Source organism: Microbacterium sp. MPR-TSA4 (genome assembly GCF_058792815.1).
In genome coordinates this window covers 51,658-65,208 of record NZ_JBXAFF010000017.1, presented here as the reverse complement: position 1 = coordinate 65,208, position 13,551 = coordinate 51,658, and the positions used below count along the sequence as shown (strand labels likewise).

11 protein-coding genes and 1 pseudogene are annotated in these 13,551 nt (G+C 69.0%); 6 read left to right on the top strand and 6 right to left on the bottom strand.

Annotation, left to right across the window (positions count from 1 at the left end; all coding sequences use genetic code 11):
* Nucleotides 1-606 precede the first annotated feature (606 nt).
* Nucleotides 607-930 (top strand): annotated as a pseudogene (locus AC1Q49_RS09180) (transposase); the annotation flags it as partial.
* 200 nt (nt 931-1,130) lie between these two features.
* Here the strand turns inward: AC1Q49_RS09180 and AC1Q49_RS09175 are convergent.
* Genes AC1Q49_RS09175 through AC1Q49_RS09150 form a run of 6 tightly spaced genes read right to left on the bottom strand, consistent with a single transcriptional unit; the run spans nt 1,131 to nt 7,696 of the window.
* Nucleotides 1,131-2,666 carry a GMC family oxidoreductase gene (locus tag AC1Q49_RS09175; protein ID WP_492491757.1) on the bottom strand — a complete coding sequence of 512 codons (1,536 nt, stop codon included), beginning with the start codon at nt 2,664-2,666 and terminating at the stop codon, nt 1,131-1,133.
* A 28-nt stretch (nt 2,667-2,694) separates the two neighbouring features.
* A complete protein-coding gene (locus tag AC1Q49_RS09170) occupies nt 2,695-4,179 on the bottom strand; it encodes an aldehyde dehydrogenase (RefSeq protein WP_492491755.1) in 1,485 nt (494 codons plus the stop codon).
* Nucleotides 4,172-5,341: an amidohydrolase gene (locus AC1Q49_RS09165; protein WP_492491753.1), complete on the bottom strand. Its 1,170-nt coding sequence runs from the start codon at nt 5,339-5,341 to the stop codon at nt 4,172-4,174. Before AC1Q49_RS09165 ends, AC1Q49_RS09170 begins: the two co-directional genes overlap by 8 nt.
* Nucleotides 5,341-6,015 carry a DUF1028 domain-containing protein gene (locus AC1Q49_RS09160; protein ID WP_492491751.1) on the bottom strand — a complete coding sequence of 225 codons (675 nt, stop codon included), beginning with the start codon at nt 6,013-6,015 and terminating at the stop codon, nt 5,341-5,343. The genes AC1Q49_RS09165 and AC1Q49_RS09160 overlap by 1 nt, the downstream gene beginning before the upstream one ends.
* Entirely contained in the window at nt 6,012-6,434 is a 423-nt protein-coding gene (locus tag AC1Q49_RS09155) for a RidA family protein (protein WP_492491749.1), read from the bottom strand. The genes AC1Q49_RS09160 and AC1Q49_RS09155 overlap by 4 nt, the downstream gene beginning before the upstream one ends.
* Entirely contained in the window at nt 6,431-7,696 is a 1,266-nt protein-coding gene (locus AC1Q49_RS09150; protein ID WP_492491747.1) for a flavin-containing monooxygenase, read from the bottom strand. Before AC1Q49_RS09150 ends, AC1Q49_RS09155 begins: the two co-directional genes overlap by 4 nt.
* Before the next feature lie 153 nt (nt 7,697-7,849).
* Here AC1Q49_RS09150 and AC1Q49_RS09145 point away from each other — a divergent pair, with 153 nt between their 5' ends.
* The 5 genes from AC1Q49_RS09145 to AC1Q49_RS09125 all read left to right on the top strand — a co-directional run bounded on the left by AC1Q49_RS09145 (nt 7,850) and on the right by AC1Q49_RS09125 (nt 13,460).
* Nucleotides 7,850-8,824 (top strand): LysR family transcriptional regulator, encoded by a 975-nt coding sequence (locus AC1Q49_RS09145; RefSeq protein ID WP_492491745.1) that lies wholly within the window; start codon nt 7,850-7,852, stop codon nt 8,822-8,824.
* Nucleotides 8,825-9,028: 204 nt separating this feature from the next.
* Nucleotides 9,029-9,886: an ABC transporter permease gene (locus AC1Q49_RS09140; RefSeq protein ID WP_492491743.1), complete on the top strand. Its 858-nt coding sequence runs from the start codon at nt 9,029-9,031 to the stop codon at nt 9,884-9,886.
* The gene (locus tag AC1Q49_RS09135; RefSeq protein ID WP_492491741.1) at nt 9,883-10,671 is read left to right on the top strand and encodes an ABC transporter ATP-binding protein; all 789 of its coding nucleotides are present in this window, start codon (nt 9,883-9,885) and stop codon (nt 10,669-10,671) included. Before AC1Q49_RS09140 ends, AC1Q49_RS09135 begins: the two co-directional genes overlap by 4 nt.
* 67 nt (nt 10,672-10,738) lie before the next feature.
* Nucleotides 10,739-11,743, top strand: coding sequence for an ABC transporter substrate-binding protein (locus AC1Q49_RS09130; RefSeq protein ID WP_492491739.1), 1,005 nt, complete (start codon nt 10,739-10,741; stop codon nt 11,741-11,743).
* Between the two features lie 49 nt (nt 11,744-11,792).
* Nucleotides 11,793-13,460 carry a flavin-containing monooxygenase gene (locus AC1Q49_RS09125; RefSeq protein WP_492491737.1) on the top strand — a complete coding sequence of 556 codons (1,668 nt, stop codon included), beginning with the start codon at nt 11,793-11,795 and terminating at the stop codon, nt 13,458-13,460.
* The last annotated feature ends 91 nt before the right edge of the window (nt 13,461-13,551 follow it).

Genomic DNA, 13,551 nt, shown 5'->3' with positions numbered 1-13,551 from the left:
GGCGGGAGGAAGGGCGACTACTCCGAAAGTGAGCACTCACAACACTGCGCAGACGCAAGAAGGAGGTTGCACCAGACAAGCGAGCCGCATGACGACGCGAATTCAAAGCCGCAACGAGGGGCTCGCTCGTTGCGTCTGATGCATCAATCGGGACGAGTCGTCCTCGGCAACATCCTCCCTTCAAGCGACCTCAGATCGTGTTGCAGTTAGCCCCCCTTCACCGGGCTTTCTTGCGGGCGGGTCTTACGGGAATCGCCGACTGGCAAGTTGCTCCGGAAGTGCGATCGCGCACAGCGCACGGTCGGGTGCGCTGGTCGGGGACCGCCCTGCGGGCGGTGGTGCGTCAGCTGGTTCCACCACAATGGATATCCGTCACGCCCTGGGAGCGAGTGTGTTCGACCGAGGCGGTCTGCGCTCGCGGCCGCCAGCGCCGGCACGCCCGGCACTGGGTTTATCACCGGACGTCGACAGTCGCCACGACGACCGTTCTTACGTCACGTCTCCGGGGCGAGCCGTTGCTATATAGCCTGCGTCGACGAGTCGGCGATACTCTCCGCGCTCTCGCAAGACTCTCTCGAAACGATCTAGCAGGCGCGACAGTGGGGGGAGCAAGTTCACGCCGACCTGAAGGCGGGCCCGCTCGCTCACCTGCCCTCGGGAGTGTTCACCGCGAACAGCGCATGGCTCGTCCTCGCCGTGATCGCATTCAACCTCACTCGCGCCGCTGGACTCATCGCCGACCGAGGCGGGCGGCTCGCCCGGGCAACGACCGCGACGATTCGCCGCACCCTCATCTCAGTGCCGGCACGACTGGCACGGACGGCGCGCCGCATCATCCTGCACCTGCCGGACGCCTGGCCCTGGCAGACCGCGTTCGACCGACTCTTCACCGCGACGCACGCACCACCACCACCGGCCGCGGCCAGCTGACCACCGCCGCCACCAGCGGCACGACCGAGAACGAAGTGGACAACCGGGATGAGACGCCCGGAACTCACCCCTGCCCGCAGCCGATCACGCCGCGCCCATCACGCCGACGCCACCCGCCGAAGGCTCATCGGTGGATCGAGGCTAAGGACAGTAGTAGCGGATGCCGCCGGGGCCGCACACGTCGCCCTCGGCAGATCCCGTCAGGCCGCGTCGCCCTCGCGGATCAGGTCGACGGCTCGCTCGGCCACCGTCATGATGAGCCCAACGGGGTTGAGAGCCGACAGCGTCGGGAACACCGACGCGTCGACGACGCGCAGACCGTCGACACCGCGCACCCGCAGCTGCGGGTCGAGCACCGCGAGCGGGTCGTCATCGGCGCCCATGCGGCACGTGCACGAGACGTGATACACGGTCTGGTGGGTGTCGCGCAGCACCTCCGACAGATCTTCGTCGCTCTGCACGTCGGGTCCCGGGAACACCTCGCGCATTAGGTGCGACGCAAACGGCTCCTGCGCGGCAACGCGGCGCGCGAGCTTCACGCCCTCCACGAGCATCCGCTCGTCGCGTCCCTCGAGGTCGGTGAAGGATCCGTAGTCGATGAGGGGTGCGTCGTCGGGCGAGGGCGATGCGATCCACACGCGTCCACGGCTGCGCGGCTTGGCGACGTTGGGCGCCAGCGACAGGTTGTTCTCGGGGAGCGCGACTCCGCGCCGCTCGGCGTGTACGCCCCACGTCTCCAGCGGGATGTGCGTCGATACGTCGGGCACCGTGCTGTCGGGGTCGACCTTCACGACGTATCCGGCGTCCCACCCGGTGGCGCAGACGTCGATGCGCTGCGAGCGCGCCTCCCACACGATCAGTCCCTCGGCGTGGTCCTGCAGGTTCTCGCCGACGCCGGGCAGGTCGATCAGCACGTCGACGCCCGCCGCCTCGAGCACCGCTCGTGGGCCGATGCCGGAGCGCTGCAGCAGGGCGGGGCTGTCGATCGCGCCGCAGCTGACGATCACTTCGCGTCGCGCACGCAGGGTGCGGATGCCGTCGGCCGTCCGCACGACGGCCCCGACCGCCCGCCCGTCCTCGATGAGAATCCGCTCGACGAGACCGCCCAGCGTGATGTGGAGGTTGTCGCGCCGGTCGGCTCCGGACCGAATGTAGGAGTGCGACGCGGAGGATCGCTGGTTGGTCTCGGGGTCGTAGCCGATCTCGAAGTAGCCGGCGCCCTGATCGACCTCGTGGTCGTTCCATCGCTCGCGCACCGGGACGCCCAGCGCGGCCGACGCGGAGTCGATGACGTCCTGCAGGTAGGGGTTGCGGTCGACGTCGGGGATGGGGGTGATCGGCGCGAGCAGGCGGTCGAAGTACGGGTCGACCGTCTCGAAGTCCCAGCCCTCGGCACCGAGCGCGACCCACTCGTCGAGGTCGCCGCGCAGCGGGCGCCACGAGATCATGGTGTTCGCCGTCGAGCAGCCGCCGAGCACTCGCAGGCGGGCCTGCCGGATGAATGAGTTACCACGCGTGTTCGGGACGCTGCGGTAATCCAGGTCGTACTCCCCCTCGAGCATCTCCGCCCACCGGCGGATCGTGTTGGCTCGAGGCTCGTCGGCATCCGTGGGGCCTGCCTCGACGAGTCCGACCGAGACCCGCACATCTTCGCTCAGCCGCGCGGCGACGATGCACCCGGCGGTGCCGCCCCCGAGCACGAGGTAGTCGACGAGGTCAGCAGTGTCGTAGGCCATGGTGGTCTCCCTGGGAGCGATAGCGGTGTCAGCCGGCGAAGTAGGTCGTCTTCAGCGAGGTGAACTTGTCCAGCGCGTGGAGGGACAGATCGCGGCCGAAGCCGGATTGCTTGACGCCGCCGAACGGGATCGTCACATCGAGCGCGTCGACCGTGTTCACCGACACGGTCCCCGCCTGGAGCGCGGATGCGACCCGGCGTGCGCGGGCCAGCGAATCAGTGAAGACGGACGCCGCCAGCCCGTACTCGGTGCCGTTGGCACGGGCGATCGCCTCTTCCTCGTCACGGAACGTCGAGATTGCCAGTAGCGGGCCGAACACCTCTTCACGCGAGATCGCGGCATCCTGGTCCGCCTCGCGGAACGCGGTCGGCTGCACGAAGTACCCGCCGGCCCCGGTCAGCACGCGGTCGCCGCCGAAGGCCAGCGTGGCCTCTGCGCGACCGGCCTCGACGTAGCCGAGCACACGGTCGAGCTGCTGGGCGCTGATGAGCGGGCCCATTGTGGAGGCCGGGTCGAGCGGATCGCCGACGACGATCTCCGACGCCCGGCCGGCGATGCGCTCGATGAGGTCGTCGGCGACGTCCTGGTGCACCAGCAGGCGCGAGTTGGCCGAGCACACCTGACCCGAGCAGGTGAAGATGCCAGCGACCGCCTTCGCCGCGACGTGGTCGAGGTCGGCCACATCCGGGAACACGAGGTTCGCGCTCTTCCCGCCGCACTCGAGCCACACCTGCTTCATGTTCGATTCGCCCGCGTAACGCAGGAACAGCTTGCCGACCGTAGTCGAACCGGTGAACACGAGCGCGTCGACGTCCAGGTGACGGCCGAGGGCCTGACCGGCCTCCTCGCCGAAGCCGGGGACGACGTTCAGGACGCCGTCGGGAAGGCCCGCCTCCGACGCGAGCTCCGCCAGGCGCAGCGCCGACAGCGGCGACTCCTCGGCGGGCTTGAGCACGACGCTGTTTCCCGCGGCGAGCGCCGGCGCGAGCTTCCAGATCGCCATCTCGAGCGGGTAGTTCCACGGGACGACTGCGCCGACCACGCCGAGCGGCTCGCGCGTGATGATCGCCAGCGACGCGGTGTCGACCGGGGCGACTTCGCCGTACTGCTTGTCGATCGCCTCGGCATACCACTGCAGGATCGCCGCCGAGCCGGGGATGTCGACCGTCGAGGTGTCGGAGATGAGCTTGCCGCCGTCGAGCGTATCGAGCAGCGCGAGTTCGTCGGCGTGGGTGCGGATGAGGTCGGCCAGGCGCAGGAGCACGTCCTTGCGGTGTCCCGGGTTCGCGCGCGACCAGGCACCGCTGACGAAGCTGCGACGGGCGGCCGCGACGGCCCGGTCGACGTCCATGGCTCCGCCGCGGGCGACGGATGCCAGCACCGCGCCGGTCGCCGGGTTGCGCGTCTCGAACACCGCTCCGTCGGCGGCGTCGACGAACTCGCCGTCGATGAACGCCCGGGTCCGCGGCTCGAGGTCGGCGGCCAGCCGCCGCCAGGTCTGCAAGTCATGCATTTCGGTTGCCTCCTGTGGGATCGATCTCGGTCGCGGCGCGCAGGGCGTCGAGGGCTGTCCGAGCGAGCAGGACGGCCCCGTCCCGCACGGCGAGGTCGGCGGCGGGCGTGGCGGCAGCCGCCGCGAACTCGGGCTGATGGTTGACGGCGGGCATCGAGGAGATGCTCAGATACGGGTGGAGCGCCCGGATGCGCTGCGAGACGTTGCCCATGTCGGTCGACGCGGTCGCCATGCCGCGCGGCCCCCGCTCCTGCGGGTCCATGTCGCGGCCGAGCGCCGCCGCGTTGGCGGTGAACAGGGCCGCGAGCTCCTCGTCGTTGCGGAACTCAGCGTATCTCGGGCTCGTCTCGACGAGCTCCCATGTACAGCCCGTCGCGAGCGCTGCCGCCTCGAAGCACGCCCGCACGCGCGGGAAGACCTCGTCGAGCTCGGCCAGGGTGTCGGCCCGGACGTACCAGGATCCGGCCGCGCGGGCGGGGATGGCGTTGGGAGCGGTGCCCGCCTCGGTGACGATACCGTGCACCCGGACCGACGTCGGGAGCTGCTGCCGGAGTAGCCCGATCGCCACCTGTGCGATCGTGAACGCGTCGGCGGCATTGCGTCCCAAATGCGGGTACGCGCCGGCGTGGGCGCCATGTCCGGTGAACGTGATGTCCATGTGCGCGACGGCGCGGGGACGCGCATAGACCGCATCGGCCGGGCCGGGGTGGATCATCATCGCGAACGAGAGGTCGTCAAACACGCCGGCCTCCAGCATCGGGATCTTGCCGCCGCCGCCCTCCTCGGCGGGCGTTCCGATGACCCGCACCCGGATGTCGGGAGCGACCTCGGCGAGCGCCGCGGCGGCGCCGCCCGCGGCCGACGCGATCACGTTGTGACCGCACGCGTGGCCGAGGCCGGGCAGCGCGTCGTACTCGGCTACGAAGCCGACCGCGACCGGCCCCGTCCCCCGCTCGGCGACGAACGCCGTCGGCAGCCCGGCGACGCCCTCGGCCACCGTGAAGCCGCGCGCCGAGAGCTCGGCGTTCAAGAGCGCGACAGACTCGTGCTCCTGCCACGCGACCTCGGGGTTCTCATGCAGCCGCTGGCTGATCGACAGCAGCCCGTCGATGTCGCCGTCGACGTGTGCGGCGATGCGGGCCTTGGCATCCGACGCGATCATCACAGGTCTCCGGGCACGCCGTACGACGGGGCTTCCCGCGGGTCGAGTGCGCGGGTGCGGTACGCCGCCTTCTGCGGGAGCCACAGATCGAGCAGTCGAGCGAGCTCGCCCACCGGGTCGTCGGCATCGTCGACGCGCAGGTCGGTGACGGGCCACGGCACGTCTTCGACCACAGCGAGTCCGGCGGAGCGGAGGGGACCTGCTTCGCCGCCGGCGGCGAGCGCGCCGCGCAACCCGTCGAGCAGGCGCCCTTCGAACGTCCCGGCGTCGCTGGACGCGTAGCCGTCGAGCATCGCCTGCACGACCTCCGGGCCCGCCAGAAGGTTGCCCGCCGCGACCGCCGCGTCGCCGACGGCCGAGCCGAAGACGCCGAGCGCGTTGGCGCCCGAGTGGACGCCGACGTCGCCTGCCGCGTCTACGACCGTGACCTGCCGGTACGCGGGGTACGGCTCGTCCGCGAGCACCGCGGCGAGCGCATCGGCGGGGCCGGCGCCACCCTCGAGCGCGTCGAGCAGGCCGGGACCGAGCGCGGGGTTGGTGACGTTCTGCGAAGCGACCGCCCCGACCCGTGCCCGCAGATGCAGGCAGCGGGAGGCGACGGCAGGGCTCGACGAGCTGATCACCATCCCGAAGGCGCCTGTGGCGGCATCCCGCGCGACGAGCGAGATCGTCACTGGGCGCTCCCGCTGATGACGGCGGTCGCATCGATCTCGACCAGCCACTCCGGCCGGGCCAGCGCCTCGACGACAAGGCCCGTCGAGACGGGGTACACGCCCTTCAGCCAGCGGCCCATGACGCGGTAGACCGTCTCGCGGTAACGGATGTCGGTCAGGTAGACGACGACCTTCACGATGTCTTCGAGCGACGATCCCGCCTCGCGCAGCAGCATGTCGATGTTGGCCATCGCTTTCTCGGCCTGCGCCTCGACATTGCCGATGCCCACGCTCTCACGCGTCTCGAGGTCCTGGCCGATCTGGCCGCGCAGGTACACGACGCCGCCGGCGACGACCGCCTGGCACAGATCGTTGTCGAGGTTCTGCTCGGGGTAGGTCTCGCGGGTGTTGAACGGGCGGATGCGGGTGTGCGTGGTCATCGGACCTCCATGCTCACGGGGACGATCTCGGACAGGTAGCCGCGCTGGATGAGGATCTGGTCACACACATACGTCGCGTCGTGCCATGAGCCCCAGATAAAGCTCGATCCGCGGCGGGACTGCCAGGGCAGCCCCAGGAAGTAGATCCCGGCCTCGTCGCTGACGCCCCGGCGCTGACGCGGGTGACCCGCTTCGTCGACCGCGCCTTCTGGCAGCCACGAGTAGTCCGTCTTGAAGCCGGTGGCCCAGATTACGGTCGTGATGCCGGCCTCGGCGAGATCGAGTTCGAGGATCGGGTCGGTCACGCATTTCGGCAGGTCCGCGAGCACACGCGCCTCTGGCTCGTCGGGGAAGTCGAGCCCATTGCGCTCGATATAGGCGTCGGCCTCGTCGAGCACGCTGAGGTAATTGGCGTCGCCGGCGGCGATGTTCGCCGCCAGGTCCTCGTCAAAACGCACGACGCCGTCCTGGTAGCCCGATGCGCGCCCCACCAGGGTGATGCCGGATGCCGCGAGGTCGCGGAAGTCGACCGTGTGACCGCCGTGCGCGCCGCTCACCGCGATGGTGACGTGCTCAGCACCCGCGGGCGGAGTGGACGCCTCCCAGTGGCCCAGGACGCCCAGCCACCACACGAAGTCCTGCCCGCGGTAACGACGCGGCGGACGGTGGTGGGGGCCGACGGCAAGGTACACGGAGCGACCCGACCGACAAAGTTCGTCGGCGATCTGGACGCCCGACGATCCCGCACCGATAACGAGGACGCCGCCGGGGGCGAGCTGCTCGGGGTTGCGGTAAGCGTTGGAATGCATCTGCTTGACGGGAGCGTCGACGGGGATGAGCGCCGGAATGGCCGGCACCTGGAAGGCACCGGTGGCGGCGACGACGAATTGCGCATGGATCGGGCCGTCGGTCGTCTCGACATCGAACCCGCGCCCGTGGGGCGTGCGACGAACCTTGGTCACCTCGACGCCGCAGCGCACGGGCAGGTCGAAGCGGCGCACGTACTCGGCGAAGTAGTCGGCGACCTGGTCCTTGGTCGCGAAGCCGTCGGGGGCGACATCTTCGAACACGAGCCCCGGGAACCGGTCATGCCATGCCGGACCATTCGCCACCAGCGAGTCCCAGCGCTCGGTGCGCCAGCGCTGGGCGATGGCGCCTCGCTCGAGGACGAGATGTGGCACACCGGCGCGGCTTAGATGCTCGCTCAGGGCGATACCGGCCTGCCCTGCACCGACGATGAGGACCTCTGTCTGTGGGCTCAACGCGTCTACCTCCGAATACGAGCGCCGGGGGCACGGTGCCTCCGGAGCGCGCATCCAGTGTTCGAGGCGGACCGCACCTGCGGCAAATGTCCCGAGATCATTTCAAGAATCAGAAAAGGAGATGTCATGTGCGGCGACACATAACCGAAACACATGGGAAATCTCGACGATCGAGACTGGTGGCACCCGAACCTGAGGGAGCCCATGCCTCGCCTGCACGACGTCACGCTGACACAGCTCGCCTACTTCATCCGCACCGCAGAGCTGGGAAGCATGACGGATGCCGCAGCCGACATGTTCGTCGCCCAGTCGGCGGTATCCTCGTCGATCGCCGCCCTCGAACGGGCGTTGGGTACCCCGCTGCTCGTACGTCGCCGGGGCCGCACGCTGAGCCTCACCGCGCAAGGGCAGAGCCTGCTGCCACGCGCGCGCTCCGTGCTCGCGGCGCTCGAAGATGCCGTAGACGCGGTAGGCCCACGCACCCTCAGCGGTCGGCTCCCGGTGGCCTGCTTCACGACGCTCGTGCCGTTCTGCATGCCTGAGATCCTCGCAGCGCTGGCCCGCGAGCACGACGGCATCGTCCTAGACATCCGGGAGCTTGCCGCTGCCGACGTCTCACGTGCCCTGATCGAGCGCTCCGTCGAGATCGCGATCACCTACGACATCGGCCTCGACACCGCCGCAATCCACACCGAGCGGCTCGGGATCGCACCGCTGTACGCGGCGGTGTCGTCGAGCCACCCGCTGGCGGGGGCCTCGGCGGTCGGCGTGGAGGAGCTGGCCAGGTTCCCGATGGCGATGCTCGACATCCCGGTCAGCCGCGACTACTTCCTCAGCCCGTTCCGCTCGGCGGGACTCGTTCCACGCGTGTTCTTCCGCTCGACCAGCTTCGAGGCCGTGCGCTCGGTTGTGGCGCATTCGAACGCATTCACCTTGCTCAACCAGAAGCCGGTCCACGACCAGACCTACAGCGGCGGCCACGTCGCCTGCCTGCCCCTGCGCGGGGCTCCAGCACCACTGTCGATCGCGCTCGCATGGCTGCGCGGAACCACCCCCAGCCGCAAGGCCGAGGCATTCGCGGAGGCCTGCAGGCAGACGTTCCGCCAGCGCGCCGCAGCGCAGGCCTGAGCACGACTTCACCCCTCGGTTACCCATATGTTTCGCCGACGTTTCGGCGCGCCCGACATCAGATCTTCTGATTCCCCAGGACGAGCGGATCGATTATGCGAGCCCACGGGAGCACCCGAGCATGGTGCCACCAGCCGCCCCGCATCGGGGTCCCGCAGGAGGAGCGCTTACCGCGCATCCGACAGACAAGAAAGGAACCCGGACGTGACGATCACGCAGAGCGTTGCCGACCGGCCCCCCGTGGAACGCGCTGCGGTCAGGCGGGCATGGCGCCCGTTCGGGCCCAGCCGGTCGATCTCCCGTCGCAGCTACCTCACCATCGCCGCATGCTCGTTCGTCGTGCTCGTGGCTGTGTGGTCGCTGGTGTCGGCGCTCGGCCTGACCGACGAACTGTTCCTGCCGTCGCCGCTGTCGATCGTCGAGCGCCTCGTCGAGCAGGCGCAGAACGGGCAGCTGTGGGACGACATGGGCACCAGCGTCTACCGCGTTCTGTGCGGCTACCTGCTCGCGGTCGTCGTCGCGCTGCCGATCGGAATGCTGGCGGGGGTGAGCGCCAAGGTCGAGGCGGCCACGGAGCCGATCGTCGACTTTGTCCGGTACATGCCCGTGGTCGCGTTCGTACCGCTCACGATCCTGTGGGTGGGTATCGGCGACCCGCAGAAGTTTCTCATCATCTGGATGGGCACGTACTTCCAGCTCGTGCTGATGGTCTCAGACGCCGTGCGTCAGGTGCCACGCTCCTACATCGACCTCGGAGCGACACTCGGCATGCCGTACCGCTCGGTGCTCCGGCAGATCGTGCTGCCGGCATCCCTCCCCCGCGTCTGGGACGCGCTTCGCATCTCGCTCGGGTGGGCGTGGACGTGGCTCGTGGTCGCGGAGCTCGTCGCCGCGTCGACGGGCATGGGCTACCGGATCATGCAGGCGCAGCGGTACTTCGCCTCCGACCTGATCATCGCCTACGTGCTCGTTCTCGGACTGCTCGGGCTCGTCTTCGACCAGCTCATGCGCGCCGCCGGGCGTCGCATGTTCCGATACCAGCGGATGGGAGCACGCGCATGAGCGCCCCGATCACCCAGCACTCCGCCGTCGCGCACGGCACGCCGATCACGATCTCGCACCTGACGAAGCGCTTCGGCGCCTTGACCGCCCTCGATGACGTCTCGCTCTCAATCGACGGGAACGAGTTCATCTCGATCGTCGGGCGGTCCGGATGCGGCAAGAGCACGTTGCTGTCGATCATCGCCGGCCTCGACGGAGCCACCGAGGGTCAGGTCGACGTGGGCGGTGAGGAGGTATACGCCCCCGGACGCGACCGCGGCGTGGTGTTCCAGAACGCGACGCTGCTGCCGTGGATGACCGCGCAGGAGAACGTCGAGTTCGCTCTTAAGCCGAGCGGGATGTCGCGTCGCGAGCGCGCCGACACCGCCCGCGAGTATCTCGCGCTGGTCGGGCTGACCGGATTCGAAGGGCACTACGCCTCGCAGTTGTCAGGCGGCATGCAGCAGCGCGTCGCCCTGGCCCGGTCGTTCTCGTACCAGCCGCGCATCCTGCTGCTCGACGAGCCGTTCGGCGCGCTCGACGCGCTGACCCGCCGCACGATGCAGCGGCTCCTGACGGAGATCTGGGAGAAGCACCGACTCACGGTCGTGCTGATCACTCACGACGTCGAGGAGGCCGTGTACACCTCCGACCGCGTCGTCGTAATGAGCGCCCGCCCCGGTCGCATCCGCGCCGAAGTGCCGATCGAGCTTGAGCGCCCTCGTGACCCGCACGTCATCGACTCGCCCGAATTCCGCGACTACGCCACCGAAGTGCTCGACCTCATCCACGAGGAAACCGTCTGAGCCTTCCGGACGCTCGGCCATCAGACCGCACCACCTCGCACCACCCGACCCGAAAGGAAGCATCACCATGTCGCGCTCCCGCCGCATGACCGCACCACTCGCCCTCGCCGCCGTAAGCGCTTTGCTCCTGGCGGGCTGCTCGTCGTCGGCCAGCGAAGCCGACACCTCGGAATCCGGCGCCACGACCATCACGGTCGGGATCGGCACTTGGATCGGCTACGGCGCCCTGTGGGTCGCCGAAGAGCAGGGCTATTTCGAGGAGGCCGGCCTCGACGTCGAGTTCGAGACGTTCAACACCGACCGCGATAAGGCCTCGGCCTTCGTCTCGGGCCAACTCGACGTCACGACCGTCGCGAGCCAGACGCTGCTGCAGCTGGCAGAGGAAGGCGTAGACATGACGGCCTTCTATGTGCTCGACACGTCACTGCAGGCCGACTCGGTCCTCGCCGGCCCCGACATCACGTCGTTCGCCGACCTCAAGGGCAAGAAGCTCGCGTGGGAGGAAGGCTCCCCCAGCGACCTCCTGATCCACTGGGCGCTGCGCGAGTACGGCATGACCGATGCCGACGTCGAGAAGATCCCGATGGACGCCAACTCGGTCGGCACCGCCCTCATCGCTGGTCAGGTCGACGGCGCCGGCACCTACGAGCCGTACATCACCGAGGTCAAGACGAAGAATGCCGGCATCCACGCTGTCGTCACCGCTGCCGAGGCCGAGGGGATCATCAGCGACGTCCTGCTCGTCAAGAACGAGTGGGCCGAGAAGAACGCCGACACGCTGACCGCGCTCGTCTCCGCCATCGGCAAGGCCGCGGACTACTACGCGTCGGAGCCCGAGGCGGCGCAGCAGATCATCGCCGACGCCCTCGAGACGCCGCTCGAGGAGCTTGCAACCTCGTTCGCCGGCGTCGAGATCTACTCGCTTGAGGCCAACAAGGAGCTGCTGAGCGGCAGCTTCATCACGAGCGGCCTGCCGATCGTCGAGCAGGCCTCGATCGACGCGGGTCTGATCAAGGGTGGCAGCGACCTCGCCTCGCTCGTCAACAGCACCTTCGTGAACGCCGCGAAGTAATCACCCCCACCACCGAAGACAACGCCGCACGATCAGGAGGACCACGCGGATGACCACCATCGATCCACTGGACACACGAGAAGATCTCGACCCCGACCTGATCATCATCGGCGCCGGCTTCGCGGGCATGATGGCTCTCCATCATGCCCGCGGGCTGGGACTGCGCACCGTCGTCCTCGAAGCCGGCGACGACGTCGGCGGCACGTGGTACTGGAACCGCTACCCCGGCCTCACCTGCGACATCGAGAGCTTCTTTTACTCGTACTCGTTCGACGAGCAGCTGCAGCAGGAGTGGGAGTGGCGCGACCGCTACGCGACGCAGGAGGAGATCCTCTCCTACGCCCGCCACGTGGCGGACCGGTTCGCGCTGCGCAGCGGCATCCGCTTCGGCACCCGGGTCGACTCGCAGGCCTACGACGAGACGGCCCTGCGCTGGAGTGTCATCGACGAGCACGGCGTCGTGCGCACAGCCCGCTTCGTCATCATGGCCACTGGCGTCCTGTCGGCCCCCAAGGAGATGCGCCTCGAGGGCGAGGCGACCTTCGGCGGCCAGGTGCTGCGCACCACTCACTGGCCCGACGGTGTCGACCTGACCGGCAAGAAGGTCGCCGTGCTCGGCACCGGCTCGACCGGCATCCAGGTGTCCACCGAGATCGCCGACAAGGTCGAGCACCTGTACGTGCTGCAACGAACCCCCAGCTACAGCGTGCCCAACCACAACCGCCCGCTCGACCCTGCCCAGACGGCCGAGGTCAAGGCGAAATACCCCGCGCTCCGCGCCCACTGCCGCACGACCCTCGACGGCCTGATCCTGCCGGGCACCGGCCGCAACACCGCCGACGTCCCCGTCGAGGAGCAGCTCGCCATCCTCGAGGATGCCTGGGCGGACGGACGCGGATTCCGCTTCGACGTGACCTTCGAAGACACGCTGCTCGACGACGGCGCCAACCGCGTGGTCGCCGACTTCCTGGCATCCAAGATCCGCCAGCTCGTGGACGACCCCGAGACGGCCCGTCGCCTCACCCCTAGCGGTTACCCGTTCGGCACCCGCCGCATCTGCATGGATGCCGGCTACTACGCCATCTTCAACCGACCCACCACCACCCTCGTGGACCTGCGCGAGACGCCGCTGGTGGGACTGACCGCGACCGGCGTGCAGACGACGACCGAGCATCTCGAGGTGGATGCCGTCGTGCTCGCGACCGGATACGACGCAGTCACCGGCGCACTGTCGCGGATCGAGATCGTCGGCCGCGACGGGCGCCGCCTGTCCGACCACTGGGCAGAGGGCGCGCGCACGATGAAGGGCATCGCCGTCGCCGGGTTCCCCAACCTTTTCCTCATCACCGGCCCCCTCAGCCCGTCCGTTTTCACCAACGTGATCGCCTCCATCGAGCAGCACGTCGAGTGGCTGACGACGCTGCTCGAGCATGCGAAGGCCGAGCGGCTCGACGAGATCGAGGCGCTCCCGGAGGCTGAGGAGGCGTGGGTGCGCCACAGCGACGAGCTTGCCGCATCGACGCTGCACACCCGCGGCACGTCGTGGTTCTCGGGCGCCAACGTCGAGGACAAGCCGCGCCGCATCCTCGCCTATGTCGGCGGCCTCGGCGCCTACGGCGAGCACCTGGCCGCCGAGACCACTCAGGACTACCCGGGCTTCGCACTGCGCCGGGTGCAGACCGTGGGCGCCGCCCACTCGGACACAGAGGAGAACTGATGACGACATTGACTGGGCGCCGCCCACTCGGACACAGAGGAGAACTGATGACGACATTGACTGGGCGCCGCCCATTCGGACACAGAGGAGA

Coding starts and splice junctions, on each gene's coding strand:
- AC1Q49_RS09170 (WP_492491755.1), bottom strand. CDS start 4,179: ATGCATGACTTGCAGACCTGGCGGCGGCTGGCCGCCGACCTCGAGCCG.
- AC1Q49_RS09125 (WP_492491737.1), top strand. CDS start 11,793: ATGACCACCATCGATCCACTGGACACACGAGAAGATCTCGACCCCGAC.
- AC1Q49_RS09155 (WP_492491749.1), bottom strand. CDS start 6,434: ATGACCACGCACACCCGCATCCGCCCGTTCAACACCCGCGAGACCTAC.
- AC1Q49_RS09145 (WP_492491745.1), top strand. CDS start 7,850: ATGGGAAATCTCGACGATCGAGACTGGTGGCACCCGAACCTGAGGGAG.
- AC1Q49_RS09175 (WP_492491757.1), bottom strand. CDS start 2,666: ATGGCCTACGACACTGCTGACCTCGTCGACTACCTCGTGCTCGGGGGC.
- AC1Q49_RS09130 (WP_492491739.1), top strand. CDS start 10,739: ATGTCGCGCTCCCGCCGCATGACCGCACCACTCGCCCTCGCCGCCGTA.
- AC1Q49_RS09135 (WP_492491741.1), top strand. CDS start 9,883: ATGAGCGCCCCGATCACCCAGCACTCCGCCGTCGCGCACGGCACGCCG.
- AC1Q49_RS09165 (WP_492491753.1), bottom strand. CDS start 5,341: ATGATCGCGTCGGATGCCAAGGCCCGCATCGCCGCACACGTCGACGGC.